Annotated in this window: 25 protein-coding genes; 8 read left to right on the top strand and 17 right to left on the bottom strand. The window is 71.5% G+C overall.

Going from position 1 to position 25,521, the window contains the following annotated elements:
* The 3 genes from mug to ACIA5D_RS32255 all read right to left on the bottom strand — a co-directional run bounded on the left by mug (position 1) and on the right by ACIA5D_RS32255 (position 2,168).
* Positions 1 to 606, bottom strand: coding sequence for a G/U mismatch-specific DNA glycosylase (gene mug / locus ACIA5D_RS32265; protein ID WP_396034131.1), 606 nt, complete (start codon positions 604 to 606; stop codon positions 1 to 3).
* On the bottom strand, positions 596 to 1,351 hold the full coding sequence (locus ACIA5D_RS32260) for an SDR family oxidoreductase (protein WP_396034130.1): 756 nt from the start codon (positions 1,349 to 1,351) through the stop codon (positions 596 to 598). The genes mug and ACIA5D_RS32260 overlap by 11 nt, the downstream gene beginning before the upstream one ends.
* Positions 1,352 to 1,421: 70 nt before the next feature.
* Entirely contained in the window at positions 1,422 to 2,168 is a 747-nt protein-coding gene (locus tag ACIA5D_RS32255) for a helix-turn-helix domain-containing protein (RefSeq protein ID WP_396034129.1), read from the bottom strand.
* Between the two features lie 117 nt (positions 2,169 to 2,285).
* Here ACIA5D_RS32255 and ACIA5D_RS32250 point away from each other — a divergent pair, with 117 nt between their 5' ends.
* Complete coding sequence (locus ACIA5D_RS32250) at positions 2,286 to 2,651, top strand: nuclear transport factor 2 family protein (RefSeq protein ID WP_396034128.1); 366 nt, start codon at positions 2,286 to 2,288, stop codon at positions 2,649 to 2,651.
* Here the strand turns inward: ACIA5D_RS32250 and ACIA5D_RS32245 are convergent, their stop codons facing one another.
* The 4 genes from ACIA5D_RS32245 to ACIA5D_RS32230 are packed head-to-tail and all read right to left on the bottom strand — an operon-like array spanning position 2,652 to position 5,478.
* Positions 2,652 to 3,143 carry a hypothetical protein gene (locus ACIA5D_RS32245; protein ID WP_396034127.1) on the bottom strand — a complete coding sequence of 164 codons (492 nt, stop codon included), beginning with the start codon at positions 3,141 to 3,143 and terminating at the stop codon, positions 2,652 to 2,654.
* On the bottom strand, positions 3,140 to 3,976 hold the full coding sequence (locus ACIA5D_RS32240; RefSeq protein WP_396034126.1) for a DUF692 domain-containing protein: 837 nt from the start codon (positions 3,974 to 3,976) through the stop codon (positions 3,140 to 3,142). The genes ACIA5D_RS32245 and ACIA5D_RS32240 overlap by 4 nt, the downstream gene beginning before the upstream one ends.
* On the bottom strand, positions 3,969 to 4,877 hold the full coding sequence (locus ACIA5D_RS32235) for a TIGR04222 domain-containing membrane protein (protein ID WP_396034125.1): 909 nt from the start codon (positions 4,875 to 4,877) through the stop codon (positions 3,969 to 3,971). The genes ACIA5D_RS32240 and ACIA5D_RS32235 overlap by 8 nt, the downstream gene beginning before the upstream one ends.
* A gap of 22 nt (positions 4,878 to 4,899) precedes the next feature.
* Positions 4,900 to 5,478, bottom strand: coding sequence for a TetR/AcrR family transcriptional regulator (locus tag ACIA5D_RS32230; protein WP_396034124.1), 579 nt, complete (start codon positions 5,476 to 5,478; stop codon positions 4,900 to 4,902).
* 165 nt (positions 5,479 to 5,643) lie between these two features.
* Here ACIA5D_RS32230 and ACIA5D_RS32225 point away from each other — a divergent pair, with 165 nt between their 5' ends.
* Positions 5,644 to 6,291, top strand: a complete 648-nt coding sequence (locus ACIA5D_RS32225; RefSeq protein WP_396034123.1) for an HAD family hydrolase — start codon at positions 5,644 to 5,646, stop codon at positions 6,289 to 6,291.
* A 139-nt stretch (positions 6,292 to 6,430) separates the two neighbouring features.
* Complete coding sequence (locus ACIA5D_RS32220) at positions 6,431 to 7,348, top strand: serine protein kinase RIO (protein ID WP_396034122.1); 918 nt, start codon at positions 6,431 to 6,433, stop codon at positions 7,346 to 7,348.
* A 63-nt stretch (positions 7,349 to 7,411) separates the two neighbouring features.
* On the opposite strand, the gene ACIA5D_RS32215 is transcribed toward ACIA5D_RS32220, so the two are convergent.
* A complete protein-coding gene (locus ACIA5D_RS32215) occupies positions 7,412 to 7,657 on the bottom strand; it encodes a DUF2630 family protein (RefSeq protein WP_396034121.1) in 246 nt (81 codons plus the stop codon).
* A 207-nt stretch (positions 7,658 to 7,864) separates the two neighbouring features.
* Between ACIA5D_RS32215 and ACIA5D_RS32210 the strand changes: the two genes are divergently transcribed.
* Positions 7,865 to 8,272, top strand: coding sequence for a phosphotransferase (locus tag ACIA5D_RS32210; RefSeq protein WP_396034120.1), 408 nt, complete (start codon positions 7,865 to 7,867; stop codon positions 8,270 to 8,272).
* Here the strand turns inward: ACIA5D_RS32210 and ACIA5D_RS32205 are convergent.
* The 4 genes from ACIA5D_RS32205 to ACIA5D_RS32190 all read right to left on the bottom strand — a co-directional run bounded on the left by ACIA5D_RS32205 (position 8,254) and on the right by ACIA5D_RS32190 (position 14,912).
* Positions 8,254 to 9,591, bottom strand: coding sequence for a DHA2 family efflux MFS transporter permease subunit (locus ACIA5D_RS32205; RefSeq protein WP_396034119.1), 1,338 nt, complete (start codon positions 9,589 to 9,591; stop codon positions 8,254 to 8,256). The two genes, ACIA5D_RS32210 and ACIA5D_RS32205, sit on opposite strands and share 19 nt — an antisense overlap.
* Positions 9,592 to 9,598: 7 nt before the next feature.
* Positions 9,599 to 10,132, bottom strand: coding sequence for a PadR family transcriptional regulator (locus ACIA5D_RS32200; RefSeq protein ID WP_396034118.1), 534 nt, complete (start codon positions 10,130 to 10,132; stop codon positions 9,599 to 9,601).
* Between the two features lie 76 nt (positions 10,133 to 10,208).
* The gene (gene acnA / locus ACIA5D_RS32195) at positions 10,209 to 12,980 is read right to left on the bottom strand and encodes an aconitate hydratase AcnA (RefSeq protein ID WP_396034117.1); all 2,772 of its coding nucleotides are present in this window, start codon (positions 12,978 to 12,980) and stop codon (positions 10,209 to 10,211) included.
* 144 nt (positions 12,981 to 13,124) lie between these two features.
* Positions 13,125 to 14,912 carry a glycosyltransferase family 4 protein gene (locus ACIA5D_RS32190; RefSeq protein ID WP_396034115.1) on the bottom strand — a complete coding sequence of 596 codons (1,788 nt, stop codon included), beginning with the start codon at positions 14,910 to 14,912 and terminating at the stop codon, positions 13,125 to 13,127.
* A 37-nt stretch (positions 14,913 to 14,949) separates the two neighbouring features.
* Here ACIA5D_RS32190 and ACIA5D_RS32185 point away from each other — a divergent pair, with 37 nt between their 5' ends.
* The 3 genes from ACIA5D_RS32185 (at position 14,950) to ACIA5D_RS32175 (ending at position 19,250) form a co-directional block, all read left to right on the top strand.
* The gene (locus ACIA5D_RS32185; RefSeq protein WP_396034114.1) at positions 14,950 to 15,339 is read left to right on the top strand and encodes a hypothetical protein; all 390 of its coding nucleotides are present in this window, start codon (positions 14,950 to 14,952) and stop codon (positions 15,337 to 15,339) included.
* A gap of 31 nt (positions 15,340 to 15,370) precedes the next feature.
* Positions 15,371 to 18,625 carry a pullulanase-type alpha-1,6-glucosidase gene (gene pulA, locus ACIA5D_RS32180; protein WP_396034113.1) on the top strand — a complete coding sequence of 1,085 codons (3,255 nt, stop codon included), beginning with the start codon at positions 15,371 to 15,373 and terminating at the stop codon, positions 18,623 to 18,625.
* Positions 18,626 to 18,722: 97 nt separating this feature from the next.
* Positions 18,723 to 19,250, top strand: coding sequence for a DUF6174 domain-containing protein (locus tag ACIA5D_RS32175; RefSeq protein WP_396034112.1), 528 nt, complete (start codon positions 18,723 to 18,725; stop codon positions 19,248 to 19,250).
* Between the two features lie 10 nt (positions 19,251 to 19,260).
* Here the strand turns inward: ACIA5D_RS32175 and ACIA5D_RS32170 are convergent, their stop codons facing one another.
* Together ACIA5D_RS32170 and ACIA5D_RS32165 are read right to left on the bottom strand one after the other, a co-directional pair.
* On the bottom strand, positions 19,261 to 20,730 hold the full coding sequence (locus ACIA5D_RS32170) for an aminopeptidase P family protein (protein WP_396034111.1): 1,470 nt from the start codon (positions 20,728 to 20,730) through the stop codon (positions 19,261 to 19,263).
* A gap of 752 nt (positions 20,731 to 21,482) precedes the next feature.
* Positions 21,483 to 22,139, bottom strand: a complete 657-nt coding sequence (locus ACIA5D_RS32165; RefSeq protein ID WP_396034110.1) for a superoxide dismutase — start codon at positions 22,137 to 22,139, stop codon at positions 21,483 to 21,485.
* A gap of 74 nt (positions 22,140 to 22,213) precedes the next feature.
* Here ACIA5D_RS32165 and ACIA5D_RS32160 point away from each other — a divergent pair, with 74 nt between their 5' ends.
* Positions 22,214 to 23,152 carry a carbohydrate kinase gene (locus tag ACIA5D_RS32160; protein ID WP_396034109.1) on the top strand — a complete coding sequence of 313 codons (939 nt, stop codon included), beginning with the start codon at positions 22,214 to 22,216 and terminating at the stop codon, positions 23,150 to 23,152.
* On the opposite strand, the gene ACIA5D_RS32155 is transcribed toward ACIA5D_RS32160, so the two are convergent.
* The 3 genes from ACIA5D_RS32155 to ACIA5D_RS32145 are packed head-to-tail and all read right to left on the bottom strand — an operon-like array spanning position 23,149 to position 25,511.
* Positions 23,149 to 23,553, bottom strand: coding sequence for a thioesterase family protein (locus tag ACIA5D_RS32155; protein WP_396034108.1), 405 nt, complete (start codon positions 23,551 to 23,553; stop codon positions 23,149 to 23,151). The genes ACIA5D_RS32160 and ACIA5D_RS32155 overlap by 4 nt on opposite strands.
* A 9-nt stretch (positions 23,554 to 23,562) precedes the next feature.
* Positions 23,563 to 25,002 carry a PH domain-containing protein gene (locus ACIA5D_RS32150; protein ID WP_396034107.1) on the bottom strand — a complete coding sequence of 480 codons (1,440 nt, stop codon included), beginning with the start codon at positions 25,000 to 25,002 and terminating at the stop codon, positions 23,563 to 23,565.
* Positions 24,999 to 25,511 carry a PH domain-containing protein gene (locus tag ACIA5D_RS32145; protein ID WP_396034106.1) on the bottom strand — a complete coding sequence of 171 codons (513 nt, stop codon included), beginning with the start codon at positions 25,509 to 25,511 and terminating at the stop codon, positions 24,999 to 25,001. Before ACIA5D_RS32145 ends, ACIA5D_RS32150 begins: the two co-directional genes overlap by 4 nt.
* Positions 25,512 to 25,521: the final 10 nt, after the last annotated feature.

The following is a 25,521-nucleotide window of genomic DNA, read 5'->3' as shown; positions in this document are numbered from 1 at the left end:
TCACGGTAGCGGAGCACGATCCAGGACATCGACAGCGGCCAGCAGGCGGGCGAACTCGACCGCCAGGTCGTCGAGCTGGAAGTGCGCGTTGAGGCCGCTCGGGTTGGGCAGCACCCATACCGGCACGCCGCCGATCGTCTCGTCCTGCGCGCCGATCGCGGCTGTGCGGCGGCCGAAGGCGGTGCGGTAGGCGGTCACGCCGAGGACGGCCAGGTACCGGGGGCGGTGGCGGGCGGCCAGCGCGGCCAGGATCTCGCCGCCCTCGACCAGCTCGGCCGGGGACAGCTCGTCGGCCCGCGCGGTCGCCCGCGCCACCACGTTGGTGATGCCCAGGCCCATGGCGGGCAGGCCGGACTGCTCGGACGGGTGCAGCAGTCGCGGGGTGAAGCCGGAGCGGTGCAGCGCCGGCCAGAAGCGGTTGCCGGGACGGGCGAAATGGTGGCCGGTCGCGGCCGAGTAGAGGCTGGGGTTGATCCCGGAGAACAGCACCCGCAGGCCGGGGCCGACGAGGTCGGGAATGGTGCGGCCCACGGCGGCCGCGACCTCGGCCGCGGCCGGCCGGCGAAACTCGTCGGCGGGGGCTGCCGGCCGCCGGTCAGAGGGCACGCAGGGAACCCCCGTCCACGGGGATGACCAGGCCGGTCAGGTAGCCGGCGGCGGGCGAGAGCACGAACGCCGCCACCTTGCCGAACTCCTCCGGCTCCCCGATGCGGCGCAGCGGGATCGCCTCGGCGGTGTGTGCCGCGGCCGCCTCGGCGTCGCCGGTCGCCGCGAACAGCTCCCGGTTGCGGTCGGTCAGGATCCGGCCGGGCATCAGCCCGAAGACCCGGATGCCCCTCGGCCCGTACTCGTCGGCCATGTCCTTCGCGGCCATCGCCAGGCCCGGCCGCAGCCCGTTCGACAGGCCCAGGTTGGTCAGCGGCGTCTTCGCCGACGTGGACAGCACGATCCCGATCGCGCCACCGTCGGTCAGCGCCCCCGCGAAGACCCGCATGGCCCGCAGCGACCCGAGGAAGACGGTCTCGAACGCCGACCGCCACTGGTCGTCGGTCACCCCGGCCGCTGTGCCCATCGCCGGGCCGCCGACCGAGACGAATGCGCCGTCGAGGCGCCCGAAGCGGGCGTTCGCCTCGCGGACCAGCAGATCGGGGGTCTCGGGATCGGTCAGGTCGGCGGCCACGCCGTACGCGTGGGGGCCGAGCGATGCCGCGGCCTCGGCGACGTTGGCGCCCGAGCGCGAGGAGAGCACCACCTCCGCCCCGTCCGCGACCAGCGCCCGCGCGGTGGCGAAGCCCAGCCCGCGTGAACCCCCGGTGATGATGTACACGCGACCGTCGAGACCGAGATCCATACTTCCGATCCTGCCACTCGGCGCCGGCCCACTCAGCGGCGGCGCAGACACTCAGCGGCGGCGCAGACACTCAGCGGCGGCGCAGAGCGGACGCGGTGGCGGCGTCGGCGGGCAGGAACGACTCGATGGCGAGCTCGGCCAGCGTGACGTCGAGCGGCGTGCCGAGCACCGACGTGATGCTGAAGAACGAGAGGTCGTCGACGCGCAGCGGCACGACCAGCCCGCCGGGCCGCTCGGCCACGAGCCCGCCGGGATACGCCGTGAGCTCCGCGTGCAGCGCGCGCAACACCGGGTCGGCCGTGTGCGCGGCCTGCTGGTCGAGGCGGTGCAGCACGTGGGTGCGCCACTCGGCGAGGTTGCGGATGCGTGGCGCCATCCCGTCCGGGTGCAGCGACAGCCGCAGCACGTTGACCGGCGGCTCGAGCAGCTCGGCCGCGCAGCCCTCGACGAGCATCGACACCGGGGCGTTCGCGTCGATCATCGTCCAGTGCCGGTCGATCAGCACCGCGGGGTACGGCGAGTGGCCCTCGAGGACGTCGCGCAGCGAGGACAGCACCTCGGCGAGCGCGGCGCCGCCCAGCGACGACTCCGCCCAGGCCGGCGCGAACCCGCCGGCCAGCAGCAGCTCGTTCTGCCCGCGCAGCGGCACGTCCAGCCGCGAGGCGAGCCGCAGGATCATGTCGCGGGTGGGCTGCGCCCGGCCGGTCTCCACGAACGACAGATGCCGCGCCGACACCCCCGTCCGCGACGACAGCTCGAGCTGGCTCAACCGTCGCCGCGTCCGCCACGACCGCAGCAGCACCCCCACGTCGCTCATGGCCGGAGCGTAGGCGCCGCGCGGGAACGGCCGCCATTACCTCCGGCGTAATCGACGGCACTACCGCCGCCGGGCGACGGTGGTCCCCGTCAGACAGCGACGACGGAAGGAAAGACGATGAGCGACTTCGAGAACGTGGTGGAGCGGTACCTGGCCGTGTGGAACGAGACCGACGCGGCCGCCCGGCGCAAGCGGATCGACGACCTGTTCGCCGACGACGTCCGCTACGTCGACCCGCTCGCCTCGGTGAGCGGCCGGGACGCCCTGGACGGTCTGATCGGCGCCGTGCAGCAGCAGTTCCCGGGCCTGACGTTCAGCCCGGGCGGCGCCGTCGATGCGCACCACGACCAGGCCCGCTTCACCTGGAACCTCGGCGCGGTGCCGGGCGAGCCCGTGGTGGTCGGCTTCGACGTGGCCGAGCTCGGCGAGGACGGCCGCATCCGGCGGGTGCTCGGCTTCCTCGACAAGGTCCCGGCCGCCTGATCACGAGGGACGGCGGATCACCCGTACGCGGCCCGCGAATTGCGCCACGACGGCGCCGGCGGCGGACCGCAGGGCCGGACCACGACGCGGCCGTGGCGCGGAAGCGCCGTCATAGATCCACCGGGCCTCGCGCTCGGCCAGCTCCTCGCCCGCCGTCGCCGGCAGGGCATCGCGGGAGAGCAGGTCGCGCGCGAGGTCCCAGCCGTCCCGCAACGAACCCTGCGTCGGGCGAGCCGCCGCCCATTCGGCAAACGCAAGTTTCCATCGGTTCCCGAAACTTGCGGCCAGCATCGGCCATTGCCGTGCGACCTCACCGGCGCGCTTGCGCAACAGCGCGACTCGCGCCGCGTCGACCTTGAAAAGATCAAATCCAGGGGGTACGGGTTTGCCCGAGGTCAACGCGGCGACGAGCCCGGCTTGGCGGGTGGCCAGGCTCTCCGGTGCGCCGCCGGGCTGTCGCGGGTGGTCACCCTTGCCGTGCGGCCCGGTCATGCGACCGGCGGCCGGGTGATGGCGGGATAGCCCGAGGCTGCCGCGATCGCGTCCAGCTCGCCGCGAAGCTCGTCGGCCGGCGGATAGTCGCCGTCCCGCTCCAGCATCAGCGCCGGCGGCCGGTGGCGGGCGCACAACTCGGCCACGAGGTCGAGCACCGCCTGCGGCACGGCGTCGGTGTGCGTGTCGTGGTAGAGCCCCTGGTGCTCGGCGCCGCCCGCCACGTGCACGTAGGCCACCCGGTCGAGCGGCAGCTTGTCGAGCAGATCGAGCGGGTCCTCGCCGCGATTGCGGGCGTTCGCGTACACGTTGGCAATGTCGAGCAGCAGAAGCGCGTCCGTCCGGTCGAGGATCTCGGTGAGAAAGTCGGCCTCCGACATCTCGTTGTCGGGCCAGTCGAAGAGCGCGGCGATCGGCTCGAGCGCCAGCGGGACCGACAGCTCCTTCCGGGTACGGGCGACGTTGGCGACCACCGCCTCGATCGCCTCCCACGAGCGCGGGATCGGCAGCAGGTGGCCGGCCTCGACGCCGGCCGCCCGCACGAACGCGATGTGCTCACTGACCAGCGGCGCGCCCAGCCGCTCGGCGACCGCGGCCAGGTGGGTGACCCGCTGCGGCTCGACCGGCTCGGCGCCGCCAAGCGACAGCCGTACCCCGTGCGGCACGACCGCCACGCCCCGGTCGAGCAGCTGCGGCAGGCCCTCGGGCAGCTCGCCGTGCGGGTGGACGGACTCGGCGACGACCTCGGCGAAGCGCAGGCTGGGCAGGCCCGCGACGAAACCGGAGATCTCAGGGCGCCAGCCGATGCCCACCCCGTACGCGTCGTCAGCCACCGCAACCACCGCCCCCGCCGCAGCCGCCCCCGCCGCCACCGCACGAGCTCCCACCGCTGCAGGAGCTGCTGCTCCCGCAGCTGCCGCCCGTGCCGGACGACCCGCTGGAGAGGCCACCCGCGGCGATCCGCTGGATCTCGGCATCGGCCGCGAAAGCCGGATCCATGGCGAACAGCGATGCGGTACCGAACAACGCCACGCCCATCGCCGCCCCCGCCGCGCCGTAGGTCGCGTACGCCGGGGACTGTTGCGGCGCCAGATAGCCGTGCTGCACGCGCAGCTGCCGCAGGCCGTTGAGCGCCGTGGTGGTGGCGACCCGCTTGGCGCGGGCCAGGATGAAGGTCATGAAGATCGCGGCGCCCACCGCGGGGAACAGGAACAGCACCGGCTTGTCGTTCGCTATGCCGGCGAAGAGCCGGAAGATGCCGATCAGGGTGAGCGCGCCGGCCGCCCAGGCCCACATGCGGGCCTGCTTGATCGTGTCGTGGGAGACCGCGAGGCCGCGGCGCTCGAGGCCGGCCCGCAGGTCGTCGAGGGCCGAGCGGACCCACTGGTCCTCGAGCAGGTAGCGGGTGCGCACCTGGTTGCCGGCGGCGTGGTGGATGGCGGAGTCGAGCGGGGTGACGCCGGCCGGGACGGACCCGGTCTGGACGAGCGTTTTCCCGGCGCCGGTGCCGAGGACGCCGGCCGCGCGCAGGCCGCCGATCGAGGAGTAGACGGCGAGCCGGTCGCCGCCGTTGAGGTAGGCGATCTGCTGCGGGCCGAGGTCGTCGACCCGGGCGTTGCGGTCGCCCCGGAAGAGGGCCTTGCGGTTGACCGCGGCGATGACCGCGACCACGATCAGCGCGATGATGTACCCGATGAGAAAGGTCGGGCCAGGAATCCCCCAGGTGTCCTCCATGGCCTCATTGTGCAGACGCTGTCTAGCGCCGTCTCACCGCTTCTTCCACCAGGTCAAGGACCCGGCTCAGCTCGCCCGGCGGACGGCCGGTCGCGAGGTGGAGGACGAGACCGTCGTAGGCGAGCTCGAGGAACTGGGTGAGGACCTCGACGGGCACGTCGCCACGCAGCACGCCGGCCTCGCGCTGGCGCTGGAGGCGGTCGCGGGTGGCGTCGGCGATGGCGGCCGAGCGCTCGGCCCAGCGCTTGGCGAACGCCGGGTCGGTGCGCAGCCGGCGGGAGACCTCGAGCTGGGTGCCGAGCCAGCCGGCGGTGTCGCCCTCGCTGCCGCCGGCGCGTTCCAGCAGGTCGCGCATCACCTGGACGAGGCCGTTGCGGGCGACGGTCTCGACCATGGCGGCCGCGTCGTCCTCGGCCACGGCGAGGAACAACGATTCCTTGTCGCGAAAATGGTGGAAAATCGCGCCACGGGACAGGCCGGTGGCATCCTCCAGGCGGCGGACCGTGGCACCCTCGTAGCCGAACCGCGCGAAGCAGTCGCGCGCCGCCGCGAGGATCTCATGGCGTCGCGCCTCGAGCTGGTCCTGGCTTACTCTGGGCACGCCATGGATCGTGTCACGCAGGCGGTTTGTTCTGCAATCCGTACGTACGTCTTGTCAACGGTCGTCGGCGCCATGACCGGATGATGCAAATTTCGCCATCCGGCCCGGAAGTTGTTAACAGTCCTGGACTGTTCGCTTACGCCCTAGCTCACGTAAAGTGCGCGGGTGCCTCTTGTCCTGATAGCTCTCGACGACACCCTGCTCGATCGCAGCGGTGCTTTCAGGCTGTGGGCGAAGGGATTCCTCGACGAGATCGGGGCGCCACAGGACGATCTCGACTGGTTACTCTCCGTTGACGCGGACGGTCTCTATCCGCGGTGGGATCTCGCCGATCTCATCCGCGACCGCTATCAGCTCAACGTCCCCTCGATCGATCTGCTCGAGGAGCTGCACGAGGGGCCGCTGGCGTTCGAGAAGCTCGACCCGCTGGTCGGCTGCGCGCTCCAGATCGCCGGCGACGCGGGGCTGGTGCCGGTGGTGGTCACCAACGGGCAGACCGAGGCTCAGGACAGCCGGATCCGCCGTACCGGCCTCGACCGCTATGTCGCCGACTGGGTGATCTCGGAGCAGGCCGGGGTGAGCAAGCCCAACCCGCGGATCTTCGCGCTCGCCGCGCAGCGGGTGCGGATGCGGCTCGGCGGGGCCTGGGTGGTCGGCGACAGCCCGGAGGCCGACATCGGCGGGGCGGCGGCGATGGGGCTGCCCAGCGTCTGGCTGCACCGCGGGCGCGAGTGGGTAGACAACCGGTTCGCGCCGACCCGCGTGGTGGGCAACGTGATCCAGGGCTTGTCCGCGATCATGGCCGCGCAATAAATCAGTTGCGGGTACTTCCGGGGCTCGGGCAAGCTGTGCCCGTTCCTACGAGAAAGAGGGGGGTGGACCACATGGCCGTCTTTGTGATGCCTGCTGTCCAGATCTTCTTCCTTCCTTCTTTCTCCGAGGAGACCCTCCAGTGCGAGAGCACGACTCTTCCGGCCCCGCGACCATGCGCAAGGGCCGCCGCAAGTTCGACGACGACGAGCCAGACTTCCTGAAGCGCGGGCGCCTTGAGCCCCGCCTCGCCGAAGAGCCCGACCTGCCCGATACGGGCGACAACTGGTCCACGTGGGACGGCGCCCTGCACGGCCCCGACCCACGACCCGACTGGGTCCGCACCGAACACGCCGCGGTCGACGACGAGCTCGGCATGCTCAAGACCGGCAAGGAAGCCGACGTCTTCCTGGTCCGCCGGCACATCCCCGACACCGACAAGGTCAGCATGCTGGCCGCCAAGCGCTACCGCGACGGCGACCATCGGCTGTTCCACCGCGACGCCGGCTATCTCGAAGGCCGGCGGGTCCGCCGCTCCCGCGAGATGCGGGCCATGAACAACCGCACCTCGTTCGGCAAGGAGATGATCGCCGGGCAGTGGGCGGCCGCCGAGTTCGACGCGCTCGGCCGGCTGTGGCAGATCGGGCAGGCCAGTGGCCTGGTCCGGGTGCCCTACCCGGTGCAGCTGCTCGGCACCGAGCTGATGATGGAGTTCATCGGCGACTGGGAGACCGGCGAGGCGGCTCCCCGGCTCGCCCAGATGCGGGCCGAGCCCGGCGAACTGGCCGACCTGTGGCGGCAGATGACCGACGCGCTGTCGGTGCTGGCGCGGGCGCAGGTGGCGCACGGCGACCTGTCGCCGTACAACACGATGGTGCACAACGGCACGCTCGTGCTCATCGACCTGCCGCAGATCGTCGACGTGGTCGCCAACCCGCAGGGCGCCGACTTCATCGCCCGCGACGTGCGCAACGTGGCCGCCTGGTTCACCCAGCGCGGCCTGCGGGTCGACGCCGACGACCTGCTGGACCGCCTGCTGCACGAGGCGGGCCTGCGATGACCCGGCGCACGCGCCCCGGCCCGCGACCACCGTCCACGCGGCGGCCGCGGCCGGGCCGCATCATCACTGCAGGTAGCCCTCGACCTCGTTGACGCTGTGGGCCTGCTCGCCGTTCGGGTCGTTGCCCACCTCGCGGGCGGCCCGGCGCCGGCGCAACAGGTCCCAGCACTGGTCCAGGGCATCCTCCAGCTCCTTGAGCCGGGCGTGCTCCTCGCTGGAGGAGATCTCGCCCTTGCCGAGCTGCTGGCGCAGCTTGTGCTCCTCATCGACCAGACCGTGGATCCGGTCCAGCACATTCTTGTCATCCATTCCCGAAGCCTATTCACTCACCGCGGGTTCTCTCATCGGCCTCCCATCGTGTCGTGGTGTGACGGTCGTCCGGGCAGCGGGCGCTGATCGGGGTGAAACCTGCGGCTGCCGCGGCACGGCGGGGCCATCGGCAGGCCGAGAAGGAGATCCGCTGGCTGCCCCCGGCTCGCCCCGCATCTGCCGCTCGGCGTTCCGGCGCCGGTTGCGGTGGGGCGGCCCGATCTGGGCTTTCCGTGGCCGTGGGCGGTGTCCCGGTGGCTGGTGTGGGAGGCGGCGCTGGCCGCGCCGGGCTGGGACCGGCCGCCGGTCTGGTTCCACGGCGACTTCCACACCGGCAACCTGCTGACGGTGGACGGTCGGCTCAGCGCGGTCATCGACTTCGGCGGCCTCGGCGTCGGCGACCCGGCGCGGGACATGAGGATCGCGTTCACGCTGATGTCGGCCGGCCCGCGGGGGGTGTTCCGGGAGGCGCTCGAGGTGGACGACGCGACGTGGGCGCGGGGTCGCGGGTGGGCGCTGACGGCGGGACTGAACGCGTACTGCTCCTACGCCGCCACCGACGAGCGGGTGGCCGTCCAGACCACGCGGCAGATCACTCAGGCGCTGACCGGCTGAGCCGCGACGCGGCCGGGCAGCCGCAGCGAGACAAGGGCCGCGCCGGCCGCGGCCACGGTCAGGATCAGGCCGATCTCGTGGAAGGCCGGGACCGCGCCGACGTGAGCGGCGCGGGTGGCTAGGAGCGAGCCGAGGACGCCGACGCCGAGCGAGCCGCCCAGGCGCTGAGCGATGTTGAAGAGCGTGTTGCCGTCGGCCAGTTGGGCGTCGGTCAGCGGGTCGAGCATCACCGACAGGAGCGGAGTGATGCCGAAGCCGATCGCCGCCGCGCGGCCCGAGAGGATCAGAGCCGTCGCCCACAGCGGGGTCGCGGCGGTCAGCAGCAGCAGGCCGGCACTCGCCAGGGCCAGCGTCGCGAAGCCCGTGGTCACCAGGGCGCGCGCGCCGTGTCGTGCGGCCAGGCGCTGACCGGCAGCGATGCCCACGCCGGTGATCAGGCCCTGGGGGAGAAGCGCCGCGCCGGTGGCGAAGGCGGAGTGGTGCTGGACCGACTGGGTGAAGACCGGGAGCAGGAAGACCGCGGCGAAGGCCACGACCGACGACGTCACGCTGAGGGCCAACGCGAGGGCCGAGCGGCCGTGCCGGAGCAGGGTGAGGTCGACGGCGGGGCTCGGCGTGTGCCGGGCCCACCGGGCGTACAGGAAAAGCAGCGTGCCGCCGCCGCCCAGGGTGACCAGGGACAGGGGTTCGGTCCAGCCGTGGGTGGCGCCGAAGAGGACGCTCACCAGGCCGGCGCCGAGCAGGAGCAGGCCGAGCGGGTCGAGGCGGGTGTGGCCCTCGGCCGGGGGAGCCACCTCGGGTGGGAGGCGGCGGACGCCGAGCAGGGCCACGGCGCCGACGGGAAGGTTGATCAGGAAGATCCAGCGCCAGCCGTCGGCGGCGATGAGGAGGCCGCCCAGCGACGGGCCGATCGCCGGGGCCAGGAAGAACAGCAGGCCGGCCGCGACCGGGATGCGGCGTTCGCGACCCTGGCGGCCGAGCAGGACGCTCATGGCCAGGGGAACCAGCGGCGCGCCGGTGAAGCCCTGCACCGCCCGAGCGGCGATCAGCGCGCCGATGCCGGGAGCGGCGGCGCAGGCGGCCGAGGCGAGCAGGAACGCGGCGAGCGCGGCGGCGTAAACGCGCATCGTGCCGAAGCGGCGGGCCAGGTAGGACGTGGTGGTCAGGCCGGCCGCGAGGGCCAGCAGGTAGCCGCTCACCACCCATTGCGCGGTGGCCAGGCCGGCGTGCAGCTCGCTCGCGATGTCGGGGACTGCGACGTTGACGATCGACGAGTCCACCATGGTCAGCAGCGGACCGGCCAGGAGGCCCAGCTGCATGAGCGGGCTAAGTCTCATCGGCCTGCGCGGTGAGGCGGTCGATCCAGGCCAGCTCGCGGTCGATGCGGTCGGCCAGCTCGGCCACGACCAGGCCGCCCCAGCGGTGGTTGCGGGGGCTGGCGGCGGTGCGCTCGGCAAGGTCGCGCAGGTGCTGGCGTTGGCCGCGCAGGGCCTCGGCGCGGGCGGCGAGCACCCCGCGCCGTTCGGACGGGGTGAGCTGTTCGAACTGGCCGACGCGGGTGAGGAATTCCGGCTCGTCGGCGGCCAGCGACGGTGGCAGGTCGGCGAGCATGTCGTGCAGCAGCTCGCGACCCAGGTCGGTGAGCTCGTAGACGTGCTTGGGCGGGCGGCCCTCCTGGGGCTCGGCGGTCTTGGTGACGGCGCCGGACTCCTCGAAGCGGCGGAGCGCCGGATACAGCGTGTTGTTGTGCAACGCGTACGCGGTGGTCGCGGCGACCTTGCGCTTGAGCTCGTAGCCATGGACCTGGCCGCGCTGGAGGTGGCTGAGGATCACGATGTCCAGGTACATGTCGTCCAGCATGACATAGGTCGAACTGGACGAGCAACGGAACAAAAAGGACCCCGCCCGTCGCGACGACGAGCGGGGCCCGGAAGCGTCAGCTGTGCAGCATCTTCCGCAGCACGAACTGGAGGATGCCGCCGTGGCGGTAGTAGTCGGCCTCGCCGGGGGTGTCGATGCGGACGTCGGCCTCGAACTCGACGCCGGTGTCGGTGCGAACCGTGACGGTGCGCGGGATCTCGCCGTCGTTGAGCGCGGTGACGCCCGTGATGGTGAAGGTCTCGGTACCGGTCAGGCCCAGCGATTCGGCATTGGTCTTGGGCGGGAACTGCAGCGGCAGCACGCCCATGCCGATGAGGTTGGAGCGGTGGATGCGCTCGTAGCTCTCGGCGATGACCGCGCGCACGCCCAGCAGCATCGTGCCCTTGGCCGCCCAGTCACGCGACGAGCCCGAGCCGTACTCCTTGCCGGCCAGGATGACCAGCGGGACGCCCGCCTCCTGGTAGGCCACCGAAGCGTCGTAGATCGTGGTCTGGTCGCCGGTCAGGTGGTTGACCGTGAAGCCGCCCTCGACGCCGGGAACCAGCTGGTTGCGCAGCCGGATGTTGGCGAACGTGCCGCGGATCATGACCTCGTGGTTGCCGCGGCGGGAGCCGTAGCTGTTGAACTCGTGACGCGGGACGCCGTGCTCGGCCAGGTACTTGCCGGCGGGGGAGTCCCCCTTGATCGAGCTGGCCGGCGAGATGTGGTCGGTGGTGACCGAGTCGCCGAGCTTCGCGAGCACCCGGGCGCCCGAGATGTCGTTCACCGGGGACGGCTCGGCGGCCATGCCCTCGAAGTACGGGGGCTTCCGCACGTACGTGGAGTCGTCCGCCCACTCGAAGGTCTGGCCCTCGGGGGTCGGCAGGGACTGCCACCGCTCGTCGCCGGCGAAGACGTCCGAGTAGGCCTCGCTGAAGCCGGACGCGCCGATCGCGTGCGCGATGACGTCGTCGATCTCCTTGGCGCTCGGCCAGATGTCGTTGAGGTAGACCGGCTGGCCGTCGCTCCCGGTGCCGAGCGGCTCCGAGGTGATGTCCAGGTCCATCGTGCCGGCCAGCGCGTACGCCACCACCAGCGGCGGCGAGGCCAGGTAGTTCATCTTGACGTCCGGGTTGATCCGGCCCTCGAAGTTACGGTTGCCGGAGAGCACGCTGACCGCGGTCAGGTCTTCCTCGTTGACGGCCGCGGAGATCGCCTCGGGCAGCGGCCCGGAGTTGCCGATGCAGGTCGTGCAGCCGTAGCCGACCAGGTTGAAGCCCAGCTTGTCGAGGTACGGCGTGAGGCCGGCCCGGTCGTAGTAGTCCATGACGACCTTGGAACCGGGGGCGAGGGTCGTCTTGACCCACGGCTTGCGGGTCAGGCCGCGGTCGACCGCGTTCTTCGCCAGCAGCGCAGCGCCGATCATGACCTGCGGGTTCGAGGTGTTGGTGCAGGAGGTGATCGCGGCGATCACGACCGCACCGTGGTCGAGCTCGAACTCGGTGCCGTCCTCGCCGACCACCCGGGTGGGCTTGGACGGGCGGCCGTTGGCGCCCTTGGCCGCGCTGAAGATGTGCGGCTTGTCGGCCGGGTCGTTGACGTTGTTGGCCGGCGAGTCGCTGGCCGGGAACGACTCGGCGCTGGCCTCGTCGGCGTGGCCCTCGTCCTGCACGTAGTTGCTGAGGGCGTCGCGGAACATTGGCTTCGCGCTCTTCAGCGGGACGCGGTCCTGCGGGCGCTTCGGGCCGGCCAGCGACGGGACGATCGTCGAGAGGTCGAGCTCGAGCTTCTCGGAGTAGGCGGGCTCGGCGTTCGGGTCGAGCCAGAGGCCCTGCCGCTTCGCGTACGCCTCGACCAGCGCGACCTGCTGCTCGCTGCGGCCGGTCAGCTTGAGGTACTTGATGGTCTCGTCGTCGATCGGGAAGATCGCGACGGTCGAGCCGTACTCGGGCGACATGTTGCCGATGGTGGCCCGGTTGGCCAGCGGCACGGCGCTCACGCCGGGGCCGTAGAACTCGACGAACTTCGACACCACGCCGTGCTCGCGGAGCATCTCGGTGATCGTGAGGACGAGGTCGGTCGCGGTGGTGCCGGCCGGCATCGAGCCTGCGAGCTTGAAGCCGACGACCCGCGGGATCAGCATGCTGACCGGCTGGCCGAGCATCGCGGCCTCGGCCTCGATGCCGCCGACGCCCCAGCCCAGCACGCCCAGGCCGTTGACCATCGTGGTGTGCGAGTCGGTGCCGACGACCGTGTCGGGGTACGCCTGCCCGTTGCGCTCCATGATGGTGCGCGCCAGGTATTCGATGTTGACCTGGTGCACGATGCCGGTGCCGGGCGGGACGACCTTGAACTCGTTGAACGCGGTCTGGCCCCAGCGCAGGAACTGGTAGCGCTCGCGGTTGCGCTGGTACTCCAGTTCGACGTTGCGGGCGAAGGCGTCCTCCCGGCCGAACAGGTCGGCGATGACCGAGTGGTCGATGACCAGCTCGGCCGGGGCGAGGGGGTTGACCTTGGTGGCGTCGCCGCCCAGGTCTTTCACGGCCTCGCGCATGGTGGCCAGGTCGACCACGCAGGGCACGCCGGTGAAATCTTGCATGAGGACCCGGGCCGGGGTGAACTGGATCTCGACGCTCGGGTCGGCGGTCTGGTCCCACCCGCCGAGGGCCCGGATGTGGTCGGCGGTGATGTTGGCGCCGTCCTCCGTCCGGAGCAGGTTCTCCAGGAGGATCTTCAAGGAGTAGGGCAGGCGGTCGTGCCCCTCGACCTTGTCGATCGTGAAAATCTCGTAGCTCGCGTCTGCGACGCGCAGCTCGCTCTTCGCACCAAAGGTGTCGAGGCTGGCCACGTCATCTCCTTCACACCCAGCGACTGGAAGTCGAAGTCAGTCTTTCGCACCCGCTAGGGCGCCTTCGGAGTTAGGTGAACCTAACTCTCGGTTCACGTCTCACTTAAACCGTACGTCCGTCTTGTAAGCCCGCGCAAGGCGGGGTCAGCTTGTGGCGCGGACCGCGAATTCGTTGCTCTCCGTATACGACGGATGCAGCGTGACGTCGCCGGTCGTGGCCGGCGGGAGCACGAACGCGGTCCGCTTGTCGACGATGTCGTCCCGGAATCTTCCCAGGATCACGGGGTCGGCGGTGGCGGCATGACGCAGCCGGAAGGTCCACACGCCCGGCGGGAGGGCCGGGATCGTGACGCGGAAGATGGCGCCGTCGGCGATCACCGGGAGTTCCCGGGTGGTGGCGCCGTCGGTGGCCTCCAGGACCGGCGCGTCGCAGTGGGCGCCGTAGAGCCGGCCGGTCAGGTGAATGCCGTCCGTGTCGGCGTCGACGTCGCCGACCTCGGCGTACACCGGCTGGTCCCAGACGCGGACCGCGAGGATGCCGTCGTCGTCGCGGAAGGGGAGTTGGATCCGGGCGCCGATCGGGCCGTCGACCAGGTGGCGGGTATCGCGCAGGCCGGCCAGGATCGGGGTGCCGTCGACCCTGCGCACCCTTTTGTCGGGAAAAATCGAGACATCGTCTGGCAGGGGCGCGAGGCCGTCCCAGTCCAGCGTCGGCAGGGCGACCGACGACGCGGGGCCGAGCACCGTCACCGGCTCGCGTCGCCGTGCGGGCAGCAGCCGGCGCTTCCGTGCGGCGAGCTCGGTGAACAGCTGCTCATACTGTTCCGCAACGATGGAGGGGTCGTAGCGGGCGGAATTGGCCAGGGCGGCCGCGCCCATCCGCCGCCGCAGGTCCTCGTCGTTGATCAGGCGGAGCAGCGCCTCGCCCATCGCGTCCGCGTCCCCCACCGGCGTGAGCAGGCCGTCCTCCCCGTTCCGGAGGATCTCACCGGGCCCGTGCGGCGCGTCGGTGCTCACCACCGGCACCCCGCACCGCATCGCCTCCACCAGCGTCATCCCGAACGGCTCCCGGTCGGACGCCACCGCGGCGATCGAACCCTTTGCCCATTCCGGCTCGATCGGCGCGACCTGCCCCATCATCCGCACGTGGTTGTGCAGCCCGAGCTCGAGCACCAGCGCGCGCAGCGCCGGTGACTCCTTGCCGGCGCCGTAGATCCGCAACTGCCAGTCCGGCCGCTCGGCGACGACCTTCGCGAAGGCGCGGAGCAGCAGGTCGTAACGCTTGCTGGGGACCAGTCGGCCGGCCGCGACGACGAGCTTCGCTCGTCCATCGGAGGGGGGCACGGCCGGCGCGGGGATACCGTTCGGGATGAACGCCAATCGGGTACGCCACAAGCGCACGTTCTCGCGGTAGTCGTCGGCGTCGCGCTGGGACACGGTGACGAAGGCGTCGAGCCCACGCAGGTAACGGGGCATCACCTTGCGAAGCGCGGCGCGGTGCTGACCCCGTACCAAATGCTCCTGCCCGATTTTGATCTTTTGCCGCGGGCCGAAGGAGGCCAGGTACGCGATCAGGCCCGGACGGGTCGCGATGATCGCGTCGGCGGCGGAACCGCGCAGGTAGCGGCGGTAGCGATCCTCGATGTACTGGTCGTAGTCGGCCGAGCGGAAGTCCGATTTCGGGTAGATCTTCGGCGGCTCCCCTCGGCCGGGCGCGTCGCCGGCGTGATCGGGGTGCCCGGGCCGGGCGTCGACCAGCGACATCAGCCGGATTGCCGGATCGACCGGGAGTTTCGGCACGTCGCGGTGGCGAATGGTGCTCAGGACCTCGACCTCGTGACCGCGTGCCGCCAGAGCGGCGCCCAGATTGAACGTCGTCTTGATGGTTCCGCCGATGCCAAAGGCGTCGTTGATCAGGAAAAGCACCTTCATGTTTGTGTCCGTGTCCCCCATGGGTAAACGGCCTGCCGTGCAGGCCCCTACCGACCTCGCGTTGCTGACAGACTTCTTCGACCGCTACGGCGTCGCCCTCACGACGGGTGACATCGCGGCGGTGGCCGGCTGCTATGCGCTGCCCGGCATGGTCGTCGCGGACTCCTACAGCTTCACCTTCACCTCACCCGCCGCGGTGGCCCTCTCCTTCCTCGGCGCCGCTCCCGCCTACCGTGACCAGCGGATCGTCGCCGCCAACGCCGAGTTTCTCGACGTGCGGCAGCTCTCCGAGGCGCTGACCCTGGTCGCCGTGGAATGGGAGTACCTGGACAGCGACGGCCAGGCGCTCACCGGCGAGCGCTTCCACTACCTGCTCCGTACGGACTCGAGCGGCCCTCGGATCACCACTGTCGTCGCGACCCACTGAAACTGTCGTACGCCGGTGCAAGGATGATCCGGTGACCACGATCGAGATCGTTCCCACTGCGACCACCGCCCGAAGCCGGCCGCAGTGGCTCGTCGTGCACTATGCGCGGCCCGACGGTGAGTATGCGCCGTGGTGGCTGCACGCGTGGGGCGACCTCGCGCCCGGTCAGAGCGACGGCTATCCGGGTGGCGCCCCTTTTGTCGGTGAGGACTCCTACGGGCGGTTCGCCTGGGTTCGCCTGGCTTCCGACGCGCGTGATGTCGGATTTGTCCTGGTGGATCATGCCGGGATCAAGGATGTCGATGAGGATCGTCATGTTGATCCGTCGGTTGCCTCCGAGATTTGGCTGCGTCCGGGTGACCCCGCGATCTATACGTCCCCACCCTCCGATTTGTCCGATTCTGATGCCGATGTGGTGGTGATCCACTACCGCCGGCCGGGCGGCGACTACGCCGGGTGGGGATTGCATGCCTGGGAGGGGACACCGCGTAAGCCCTCGTGGGATCGCCCGATATCTCCGGATTCATACGACGCCTTCGGCGCCGTTTTTCGCGTCCCGATCCGGCCCGACGCCGCCGGCCTGCGCTTCGTGTTCCACCGCGGCGACACCAAAGACCTCCCCGATGACCAGCGGCTCGATCTCACCGTGTCCCGCATGGTGTGGCTGCTCGCCGAGACGGTCGCGCCGCTGCTGCCCGACGTGGGCACGCTCGGTCCCGAGCTCGACCCGGCCCGCTCGCTCGCCGTATTCCTCGACCGCACCACGGTCGCGCTGCCCGAGCGTTTCACCGAGCGCGCCGTCACGTTCACGCTGGTCGCCTCGGCCGGCGGCACGGTGCGGCGGGAAGGCGACGAGATCGCCGGCGAGTTCACCACGCTGCCGCTCACCCCGCGCCCCGGCGGCCTCTTCCAGGCCCAGAGCCGCCGCTTTCCCCACCTGCGGGCCTACCGCGCGTTCTCGGTGCGCGAGCTGGGCGACGCGGCCCTGGGCTATCTGCTGCGCGGCCAACTGCTCGCGGTCGGCCGCGACGCCGGGGGCCGGGTCACCGCGCTGACCGCCGTCCAACTGCCCGGCGTGCTCGACGACCTCTACGCCGACGCCGCTGACACCGAGCTCGGCCTGGCCATGATCGACGACCGGCCGCAGCTGTCGGTCTGGGCGCCCACCGCGCGCACGGTCTCGCTCGAGCTGTTCCGCACCCCCGCCGACGAGCCCCGGGTGCTGCCGATGGACCGCGACGCGCTCACCGGCGTGTGGACCATCGCCGGCAAGCGCAAATGGCTGGGCCGCTACTACCGCTACCGCGTCGAGGTCTGGCACCAGGCCGCCCAGAGCATCGTCACCACCAGCGTGACCGACCCGTATTCGCTGGCCCTGGCCCCCGACTCCACCCACAGCCTGCTGGTCGACCTCGACGACCCGGCGCTCATGCCGCCCGGCTGGGAATCCCTCACGACGCCGCCCGCGGTCGCGCCCGCCCGCATGCAGATCGCCGAGGTGTCGATCCGCGAGTTCTCCATCTTCGACGGCTCGCTGCCGCCGCCCGAGCGGGGAACGTACGCGGCCTTCGCCCGGCCCGACGCGGCGTGCATGCGTCACCTGCGGTCGCTCGCCGACGCGGGCCTGACCCACCTGCACCTGCTGCCGGCGTTCGACTTCGCCACCGTCCCCGACCGGCGGGCCGACCAGAAAGAACCCGCCTGCGATCTGGCCTCCTTCCCACCCGACTCGGCCGAACAGCAGGCCGCGGTGATGGCGGTCGCCGACGAAGACGGGTTCAACTGGGGCTACGACCCGTGGCACTACACGACCCCCGAGGGCAGCTTCGCCGTCGATCCGTCCGGCGCGTCGCGGGTGCTCGAGTTCCGCACGATGGTGGCCGCGCTCCACGAGGCCGGCCTGCGCGTGGTCATGGACGTCGTCTACAACCACGCCATGGAAGACGGCCTGCACAAGTTCGCCGTCCTCGACCGGGTCGTCCCCGGCTACTACCACCGCCTGCTGCCCGACGGCTCGACGGCCGAGTCGACCTGCTGCCCCAACACCGCCACCGAGCACACGATGATGGGCCGCCTCGTCGTCGACTCGATCCTCACCTGGGCCCGCGTCTACAAGGTCGACGGCTTCCGGTTCGACCTGATGGGCCACCACCCGCGGGCCAACATCCTCGAGGTGCGGGTCGCCCTCGACCACCTTCCCGGCGGCAAAGACATCTACCTGTACGGCGAGGGCTGGAACTTCGGCGAGGTGGCGTACGACGCGCGCTTCGCCCAGGCCACCCAGGTCAACATGGCCGGCACCGGCATCGGCACGTTCAACGACCGGCTGCGCGACGCGGTCCGCGGCGAGGGCTCGTTCGGCGACGACCCGTCGGCGCAGGGCTTCGCGAGCGGGCTCGGGTCGCGCACCCCGCTCTGGCTGCACGACCGCATCAAGGTGGGGCTGGCGGGCGGGCTCTCGACGTACCGGTTCGTCACCCACACCGGCGGCGAGCAGAGCGGCGCCCAGATCGACTACAACGGCTCACCCAGCGGCTACTCGCTCGCGCCCGGCGAGACGGTCAATTACGTCGACGCCCACGACAACGAGATCCTGTACGACGCGCTCGCCTTCAAGCTGCCCCGCGACATCGCGCCGATCGATCGGGCTCGCATGCAGATCCTCGCCCTGTCGCTGGTCGTCCTCGGCCAGGGCGTCGGCTTCGTGGCGCTGGGCAGCGAGCGGCTGCGGTCGAAGTCGCTCGACCGCAACTCGTTCAACTCGGGGGACTGGTTCAACCAGATCCGCTGGAAGCCCGGCCAGGGCAACGGCTTCGGAATAGGCCTGCCGCCGGCCCACGACAACGAAGACAAGTGGCCGTGGGCGGCGCCGCTGCTCGCCGACCCGTCGCTGGTGCCGTCGCCCGAGCTGATCGCGATGACGGCGGAACGCTACCGCGAGCTGCTGCGCGTGCGGCGCTCGACGCCGGTCTTCGGCCTCCCGACGGGCGAGGAGGTGCAGCGGCGCCTGACGTTCCCGCTCGGCGGACCGGGCGAGGCGCCGGGCGTGATCGTGATGTGCCTCGACGGGACGGGCCTCGACCCCCGCTGGCGGCGCGTGGTGGTCGTCTTCAACGCGACCGAGGAGCCGGCGGTCCAGACGGTGCCCGACCTGGCCGAGTTCGCCCTGCACACCCACCCCGACCTGACCGCCTCGGCCGACCCGCTGCTGCGCACGGCCACCGCCTCGGAAGGGGTGCTGTCGGTGCCGGCCCGCTCGGTGGCCGTCTTCGTCGCCGACCTCTGACCGCTCGGCGTGCATGCCTGCGCTACATTGCGCCGCGCGGAAGACTCTTCGCGTTTCGGCATGGGCGTCGCGTTCGGCGGCGGGCTTGGTGGAGGCAATGGTGCGACTCGGCGGTCTGGCTCTGGGCGTCGGCGGCATGGCGCTCGTGGCGTTCGTCGCCGGGTGCTCGTCGCATTCCGACAGCCCCACCTGGAACGGCGCGTCCGCGTCCGCCTCGGCCCCCGCGGCCACGGTCGCCGGGTCGGCGCCGCCGTTCACCGAGCCGGCGTCGTACACGTACACCCTGACCCGCGGCTGCGACGACGCATCGCCGCTGGGCCGCTACAAGGTGACCGTCCAGGCCGGCGCCGTGACCAAGGCGGAGCGCACCGGCGCCTCGGTCCGGCCGTCCGCAAGCTCCGACGTGGACCTCGGCCCGGTGACCGGCCAGGACGGCGAGGAGATCGACGTGCCGACCCTGGCCGAGCTGCGCGACATGGCCGAGACGGCCAACGAGGACGGCGGCGAGGTGACCACCACCTACGACGGTAAGGACGGCCACCCCGTCAAGGTCGTCATCAACGTCAGCGACGAGGGCCCCACCGGCGCCGAGTGCTGGACCGTCGCCGACTACACCCCCGCCTGAGCCCCGAGCCTCAAGACGGCAGGCGCGGACCCGCCTCCCGCTGCGACGCCATCCACGCCTCGACCTCGGCCGACGAACGCGGCAGCCCCGCCGACAGGTTGCGGCAGCCGTCGGCCGTGACCAGCACGTCGTCCTCGATCCGCACGCCGACGCCGCGCAGCTCGGCCGGCACCAGGTCGTCCTCGGGCTGGAAGTACAGACCCGGCTCGACCGTCAGCACATAGCCCTCGGCCAGCTCGCCGTCGCGGTAGTTCTGGTTGCGCGCGTTCGAGCAGTCGTGCACGTCGATGCCGAGCATGTGCCCGAACCCGTGCAGCGTCCACCGCCGGTACACCGTGCTCTTCTCGTCCATCGCCTCGTCGACGTTCACCGGCAGCAGCCCGAGGTCGTGCAGCCCTTCGGTCAGCACCCGCATGCACGTCTTGTGCACCTCGCGGAACTTGACCCCCGGCTTGATCGCACCCATGCCCGCCTGCTGCGACGCGTACACGATGTCGTAGACCTGCTTCTGCAGCGGCGTGAACGTCCCGCTCACCGGCACCGTCCGCGTCACGTCGGCGGTGTAGAAGTTGTCGCCCTCCACACCCATGTCCATGAGAAGCAGCTCGCCCGGCTTCGTGACCCCGGTGTTCCGCACCCAGTGCAGGATCGTCGCGTGCGCCCCCGCGCCCACGATCGAGCCGTACCCGACGTCGTTGCCGTCGTGCCGGGCCCGCAGCCCGAACACGCCCTCGAGCAGCCGCTCCTTGACCCCGCGGTCGGCCGGCAGCACCCGTGCCACGTCTTCGAACCCGCGCACGGTCGCGTCGATCGCCGCCTGCAGCTGGGCGATCTCCCACTCGTCCTTGACCAGCTTCAGCTCGGACAGCGCCCAGGCCAGCTCGCGGTCGCGCGGCTTCTCCCGGTCGGGCTCGTACTGCAGCACTGCCCGGTCCACGTTCGCGTCGAACCCGCGCAGCACCCGCGTCCGCCCCGGCGCCGACCCGGCGAGCACCGGCCCCAGCTCACCCAGCGGCGCCGTCTGCAGCCCGAGCTCGGTCGCCTTCTCGCCCAGCGTGTGCGTCCGCCCGATCCACAGCTCCCCGTTGCGGCTGCGGAAGAACGCGTCCGTGTCCTTCGAGTTCCGCTGCCGCGTATACAGCGTCGTGTCGTGCCCCGACCCGGTCGGCCGCAGCACCAGCACGCTGTCGGGGTCGCGGTCGCCCGTCAGATAGACGAAGTCGCTCCCCGGCCGGAACGCGTAATCCGTGTCGTTGGCACGAACCTTCTCGTTCCCACTGGGAATGATCAGCGTCTCACCCGGGAACGCCTCCGAGAGCGCCGCACGCCGCTTCTCGTAGTTGGGCGCCTCCGGCAGCGCCGCGACCTCGAGCGGATCCTCCCGCCACCCACTACGCATGAACTGCAGAAACGCCTCCGGGAAGTCGGGGTCGTGCGACTCCGTCTTCGGCGCAGCCTGCTTCTGTCCCTGCTCAGCCATGGGTTGCCTCCCGCTCGTCGATCCGCCCCCGACGTTACCGCCATTCCTCCCAAGACAGCAGACCGCCATCCCCCCATGATCATTTTCACCGCCGCGTGCCAATCAAAATCAACACCCATCTATCCGTACGCTTTAGGTCCGCCCCGCCAAATCCGCCCCGAACCCCGCCTGCGGCGGCTGCCGCAACGCGACCTAGCCGCCCGGTAACGGCCATAGCGCGCGTTTCGCCCGAAGCGTCTGGTAGCGCCGGAAACACCCGACGCGCCCCTCGCCGTCCGCCGCGCGGATGGCGGAGCGGCCGCAAGGCCGAGCGCGCGGCTTCAGTGGTGATGACTTGCTGTTCGGTGCGTGCGGCACTTCATCGAGGTCGGGCTGGTCATCAAGGTCGGGCTGGGCTGCCGGGGTGGGCTTCGGCGGTGATGACTTGCCGTTCGGGGTGCGCGGCAAGTCATCAGGATCGTGGTTGAGGGTGCGGAGCGGGCGCGGCGGGCGCGCGGGCGTGTGGGAGCGCAAGCGGGTGGGCGCGAGCCGGTGGGCGCGCGAGCTGGTGGGCGCGGAGCGGACGTGAGCGGGTGGTGAGCGCGCGAGCGAGTGGGCGCGGAGGCGGGTGGGCGCGCGTGCGGTGGGCGCGCGTGCGGTGGGCGCGCGGGCGGTGGGCGCGCGGGCGGTGGGGCCGTGGGTTGCGGGCGCGCGGGCGGCGGCCGGTGTGCGTGGAGCCGGTGGGCGTGGAGAGGTGAACGCATGGGTGGTGGCTAGGCGGGTGGGAGGGTCAGGCAGGCCTCTCGGGCGCCTGCCTTGCCGGCCTCGCCGGAGGCCGTCATGGTGTGGGTCTCGTGCAGGACCAGGGAGCGCGGCGGCGACTGCGGGTCGAAGTTCCAGCCGTGGGAGACGGATGACGACGCGTCGCCGGCTGCCGAGGCGGTGAAGTCGAGCCAGATCTCGTTCTGGGCGTTGGCGTAGATCGGGTTCGCCGACGGGGACGTGGGGGTCGCGGCGGGGTCCTTGTGGTTCTGGTAGTGGGGGCCGGCCTCCTCGGGGACGGCGGTGCAGGGCTTGGTGTGCAGGTGCGCGCCGTACATGCGGTGAGGGATCAGGCCGCCGGCCGTCAGGCGTACCTCGGAGCCGTACCCGGTCTTGGTGATGGTGAGCTCGGCAGCCGCTCCTGGCGGGACCACCGCGGGGTTGTAGGTGACGGCCGTGGAACCCGGACGGTAGGGGAGGAACGTGCCGGAAGCGGTCAGATAGGGCGCAACGGGAAGCGTGGAAGCCGCGGCGGGGCCGGCGGACTGGTAGATGGTCCAGGCCGAGACGCCGGTGGTGGCGGAGGCGAGCGGGCGGATGTCAATGGGGTTGGCGCAGGCCGTCAGCAGGGTCAGAGGTACAGCCAGCGACAGGGTTCGGATCAACATGGTGAAATCATGCCAAATCAGGACCTGTTGCAGGGGCACTGGCGTGGAACGGCCGGGGGCGGAAGGCTGATGCCATGGGTTACGCGGTGGTGCTCGGGGAAGCTCTGATCGACCTGCTCGAGGCGCATGCCGACGGGGAGCTGATCTATCGGCAGGCGATCGGGGGCGCGCCGCTCAACGTGGCGGTGGCGGCGACGCGGCTGGGCGGCGAGGTGCAGTATGTGGGGTCGCTCAGCAACGACGTCCTCGGCGATCGGCTGGCGGCCTTCCTGCGCGAGGCCCGGGTGGGGCTGGGCGGGGTCAAGCGGGTTCCGGTCTCGACGACGCTGGCGGTGACGACGTTCGTGGGGGCGGAGCCGACCTTCACGTTCTACGGCGAGCCGCCCTCGTACGCGTTGCTCGAGCCTGAAGATCTTGACCAGAAGGCCGTAATGGATGCCGATGTGCTCTACGCGGGGTCGATCTGCCTGCTGCGGGAGCCGTTCCGGTCGGCGGCGCGGGAAGCGTGGCAGACCTCGGGGCCGATCAAGGTGTTCGACCCCAATGTGCGGCCGACGCTGCTGCCGGACGCGAAGTCCATCTCGAACCTGCGTGACCTGGTGGAGGAGTTCTTCGCCACGGCCGATCTGGTCAAGCTGAGCTCGGCCGACGCGGCGGTGCTCTACGACGGGGCCGAGCCGGCGGCCGCGGCCGAGCAGATCCGCGAGCTCGGCGCCAAGGCGGTCGTGGTGACCTGCGGCTCCAAGGGCGCCTACATCGCCACCAAGGACGGCGCCGAGATGCTGCCGGCGCCGGCCGTGGCCGCGATCGACGCGACCGGCGCCGGCGACTCCGTGATGGGGGCGCTGGTGCGCAGGCTGCTGGCCGACGGACTCCCGGCCGACCTGGCCGGCTGGCACCGCAACGTGCGGTTCGCGCTGGCGGTCGCGGGCCTGGTCTGCGAGCGCCAGGGCGGCGCCACCGCGATGCCGACGAACGACGAGCTGGTGGCCCGCTGGGGAGCGCTGATCTAGGCCTCTCCCAGAGAACCCAGGGCTTTCTGGATGAAGCGCTGACGGTCGAGGATCACCCGCTCGACGCGGACCTCGGCCACCAGCGTTTCACCGTCCCGGACGACGACCTCGAACAGCAGCTTGCGGCCGTCCACTTTGGCGAGCGTGGCCAGCGCGGTGACGTGCCGGCCCACGGGAGTCGGCGCCCGGTGCTCCACCTCGGCCCGGGTGCCGACGGTGGTCACGCCGCCTGGCATCTGCCGGGCCGTGCAGGCGACGGTGGCGGCCTCCGCGAGCGCTAGGACCCGCGGCGTGCCCAGCACCGGCACGTCGCCCGAGCCGAGGGCCTGGGCCGTGTCGGCGTCGGTGACGGTCAATTCCACCCGGGCGTTCATACCGGGCGCGAACTCCGGAAGCTCCATGCCAAGAGCTTAAGGCTGCACGGGCCGCTGCCAGAACGCCTCGACCTCAGGTGACGCCTGCGGGGACGGGGCAATCGGGCTCCGGGCGAGCCGGGCCCGCACCGCGAGCTGCTCGGCCAGGGCCCAGGCCTCCGCGAGATCGCGATCGCGGGCCTGCCCCGACCGGCCGCCGGCGGTGTCCGCGTACACGGTCGCGAGGCCCAGCCGCCGCTGCAACGGGCCCTGCACCACCCGCACGCTCTGCAGCCGCGCGTACGGCACGACGCTCATCTCCCGGGTGAGCAGCCCCCACCGCGACACGAACACCTCCGGCGCGAGCCCCGCTCCGAGGTACCGCAGCTCCAACGGGTGCAGCCACCGCGCCCGGGCCGGCGGCGGCGTCGTCGCGAGCGTTGCAAGATCGACCCCCGGCAGCACCTCCCACACGAGCCCCCGCGCGGTCTCGAACTCCCCGACCGGGAGCAGCCGATCGGATCGTTTGCTGTCGGACCCCTGCTCACCGGCGTATCCGGCGATGTCGAGCCGCAGGTGCATCCACTTCTGCCCGCGCCACAGCAGCGGCCAGGTCACCCCCACCGACTGCACCCGGTGCGGCGGCACGATCTGGCTGCGGGTCTCGAGCAGCCCGTACCGCACCACGAGCCGTCCGCCGGGGTCGCGCGCGAGCCGGAAGTCCCAGTCCTGCAGGACCCGTCGCACCGGCTGGAGCAGCACGCCCGCCATGGCGGTGACCGTGCTGGCGATCCCGATGAAGGACCACTGGGCCTCGAGCACGAACTGGAGCACCACGAACGCCACACCGACCGGCAGGAAGAACGCCTGCGGGGTGAGCAGCTGGCTGACCACCAGGTCGCGGTTCGAGACGCGGGCCAGGGGGCGTTCCAGGCTGGGCGCCGCGACCTGCGGTCCGGCGGTCTGTTGCGCTTCCGGCGAGGGTGTACGGCCGGCAAGCGCCAGAAGCCGTTCCCGAAGGGCGGCCGCGTCGCGGACCGTCAGGTAGGCCAGCGGGGCCTCGGTCTTGCTCCCGCCGACGACCTCGAGGCGCAGCTCGGCGAGGCCGGTGAGCTGGGCGAGCAGCGGCCGGCGCAACTCGACGGTCTGGAGGCGCTCGAGCGGGATGGCCCGGTTGCGCCGCCAGATCAGCCCGTCGGAGATGCGTAGCTCGCGACCGACCACGTGGTAGCCGGTAGTGAGCCAGTTGACCAGCGAGAACACCACGACGCCGAGCGCGAGGACCAGCACGACCAGCGCGAACCGCTCGAGCCCGACCTGGGAGAGCGTCTGCCAGGAGAGCGCGGCCACGACGACGGCGATGCTCTTCGCGCCGTGCAGGATCGGGCTGAGCGGGTGCAACCGGCGCCGCGGCTCGGCGACGGCAGCCGGCGATCGCGTCGGCGGTGGGGAAGACGCCGGCGGCGGGGCGGGCGCCGGGGGCGGGGTGGTGGTCACAGGCCCTCTGCCCGGTCCTCGCCGAGGGCGGTGAGGCGGTCGCGCAGCCGGGACGCCTCCTCGGGCGGCAGGCCGGGCACCTTGGCGTCGCTGGCCGCGGCGGCGGTGTGCAGCTGCACGGTGGCCAGGCCGAACGCGCGTTCGAGCGGCCCCGCGGTCACGTCGACGAACTGCATCCTCGCGTACGGGACGATCGACAGCCGCCGGATGAGCAGCCCGTGCCGGACGAGCAGGTCCTGGTCGCGTTCGGCGTACCCCCACGCCCGGACGGCGCGGACCGTGACGAACGAGCGCCAGATCCCGTAGGCCACGACGAGCCCCATGCCGACCGGCCACATCCAGTACGGCGCGAGCGCCCACCCGATGCCGAGGCCGACCAGCAGCACCAGGACCCAGACGGCGCGGGCGATCAGCTCCACTGTGATCAGCTTGGGCGACACAGGCCGCCAGACGACGGTGTCGGGCCAGGGTTCGAGGGCGTCGACGGCGTGCGCGGACGGCGTATTCACATCGTGAAGC

The sequence above is a fragment of the Actinoplanes sp. NPDC051513 genome, assembly GCF_044454685.1.
GTDB lineage: Bacteria > Actinomycetota > Actinomycetes > Mycobacteriales > Micromonosporaceae > Actinoplanes.
Note: the sequence above shows the minus strand (reverse complement) of the source record. Positions and strands in the feature narration are given on the sequence as shown.

Bases quoted from the DNA above. Each gene is read 5' to 3' on its own strand.
- ACIA5D_RS32260 (WP_396034130.1), bottom strand. From the start codon at position 1,351: ATGGATCTCGGTCTCGACGGTCGCGTGTACATCATCACCGGGGGTTCA.
- ACIA5D_RS32255 (WP_396034129.1), bottom strand. From the start codon at position 2,168: ATGAGCGACGTGGGGGTGCTGCTGCGGTCGTGGCGGACGCGGCGACGG.
- ACIA5D_RS32250 (WP_396034128.1), top strand. From the start codon at position 2,286: ATGAGCGACTTCGAGAACGTGGTGGAGCGGTACCTGGCCGTGTGGAAC.
- ACIA5D_RS32245 (WP_396034127.1), bottom strand. From the start codon at position 3,143: ATGACCGGGCCGCACGGCAAGGGTGACCACCCGCGACAGCCCGGCGGC.
- ACIA5D_RS32235 (WP_396034125.1), bottom strand. From the start codon at position 4,877: ATGGAGGACACCTGGGGGATTCCTGGCCCGACCTTTCTCATCGGGTAC.
- ACIA5D_RS32215 (WP_396034121.1), bottom strand. From the start codon at position 7,657: ATGGATGACAAGAATGTGCTGGACCGGATCCACGGTCTGGTCGATGAG.
- ACIA5D_RS32205 (WP_396034119.1), bottom strand. From the start codon at position 9,591: ATGCAGCTGGGCCTCCTGGCCGGTCCGCTGCTGACCATGGTGGACTCG.
- ACIA5D_RS32200 (WP_396034118.1), bottom strand. From the start codon at position 10,132: ATGCTGGACGACATGTACCTGGACATCGTGATCCTCAGCCACCTCCAG.
- ACIA5D_RS32190 (WP_396034115.1), bottom strand. From the start codon at position 14,912: ATGAAGGTGCTTTTCCTGATCAACGACGCCTTTGGCATCGGCGGAACC.
- ACIA5D_RS32175 (WP_396034112.1), top strand. From the start codon at position 18,723: ATGGTGCGACTCGGCGGTCTGGCTCTGGGCGTCGGCGGCATGGCGCTC.
- ACIA5D_RS32170 (WP_396034111.1), bottom strand. From the start codon at position 20,730: ATGGCTGAGCAGGGACAGAAGCAGGCTGCGCCGAAGACGGAGTCGCAC.
- ACIA5D_RS32165 (WP_396034110.1), bottom strand. From the start codon at position 22,139: ATGTTGATCCGAACCCTGTCGCTGGCTGTACCTCTGACCCTGCTGACG.
- ACIA5D_RS32160 (WP_396034109.1), top strand. From the start codon at position 22,214: ATGGGTTACGCGGTGGTGCTCGGGGAAGCTCTGATCGACCTGCTCGAG.
- ACIA5D_RS32155 (WP_396034108.1), bottom strand. From the start codon at position 23,553: ATGGAGCTTCCGGAGTTCGCGCCCGGTATGAACGCCCGGGTGGAATTG.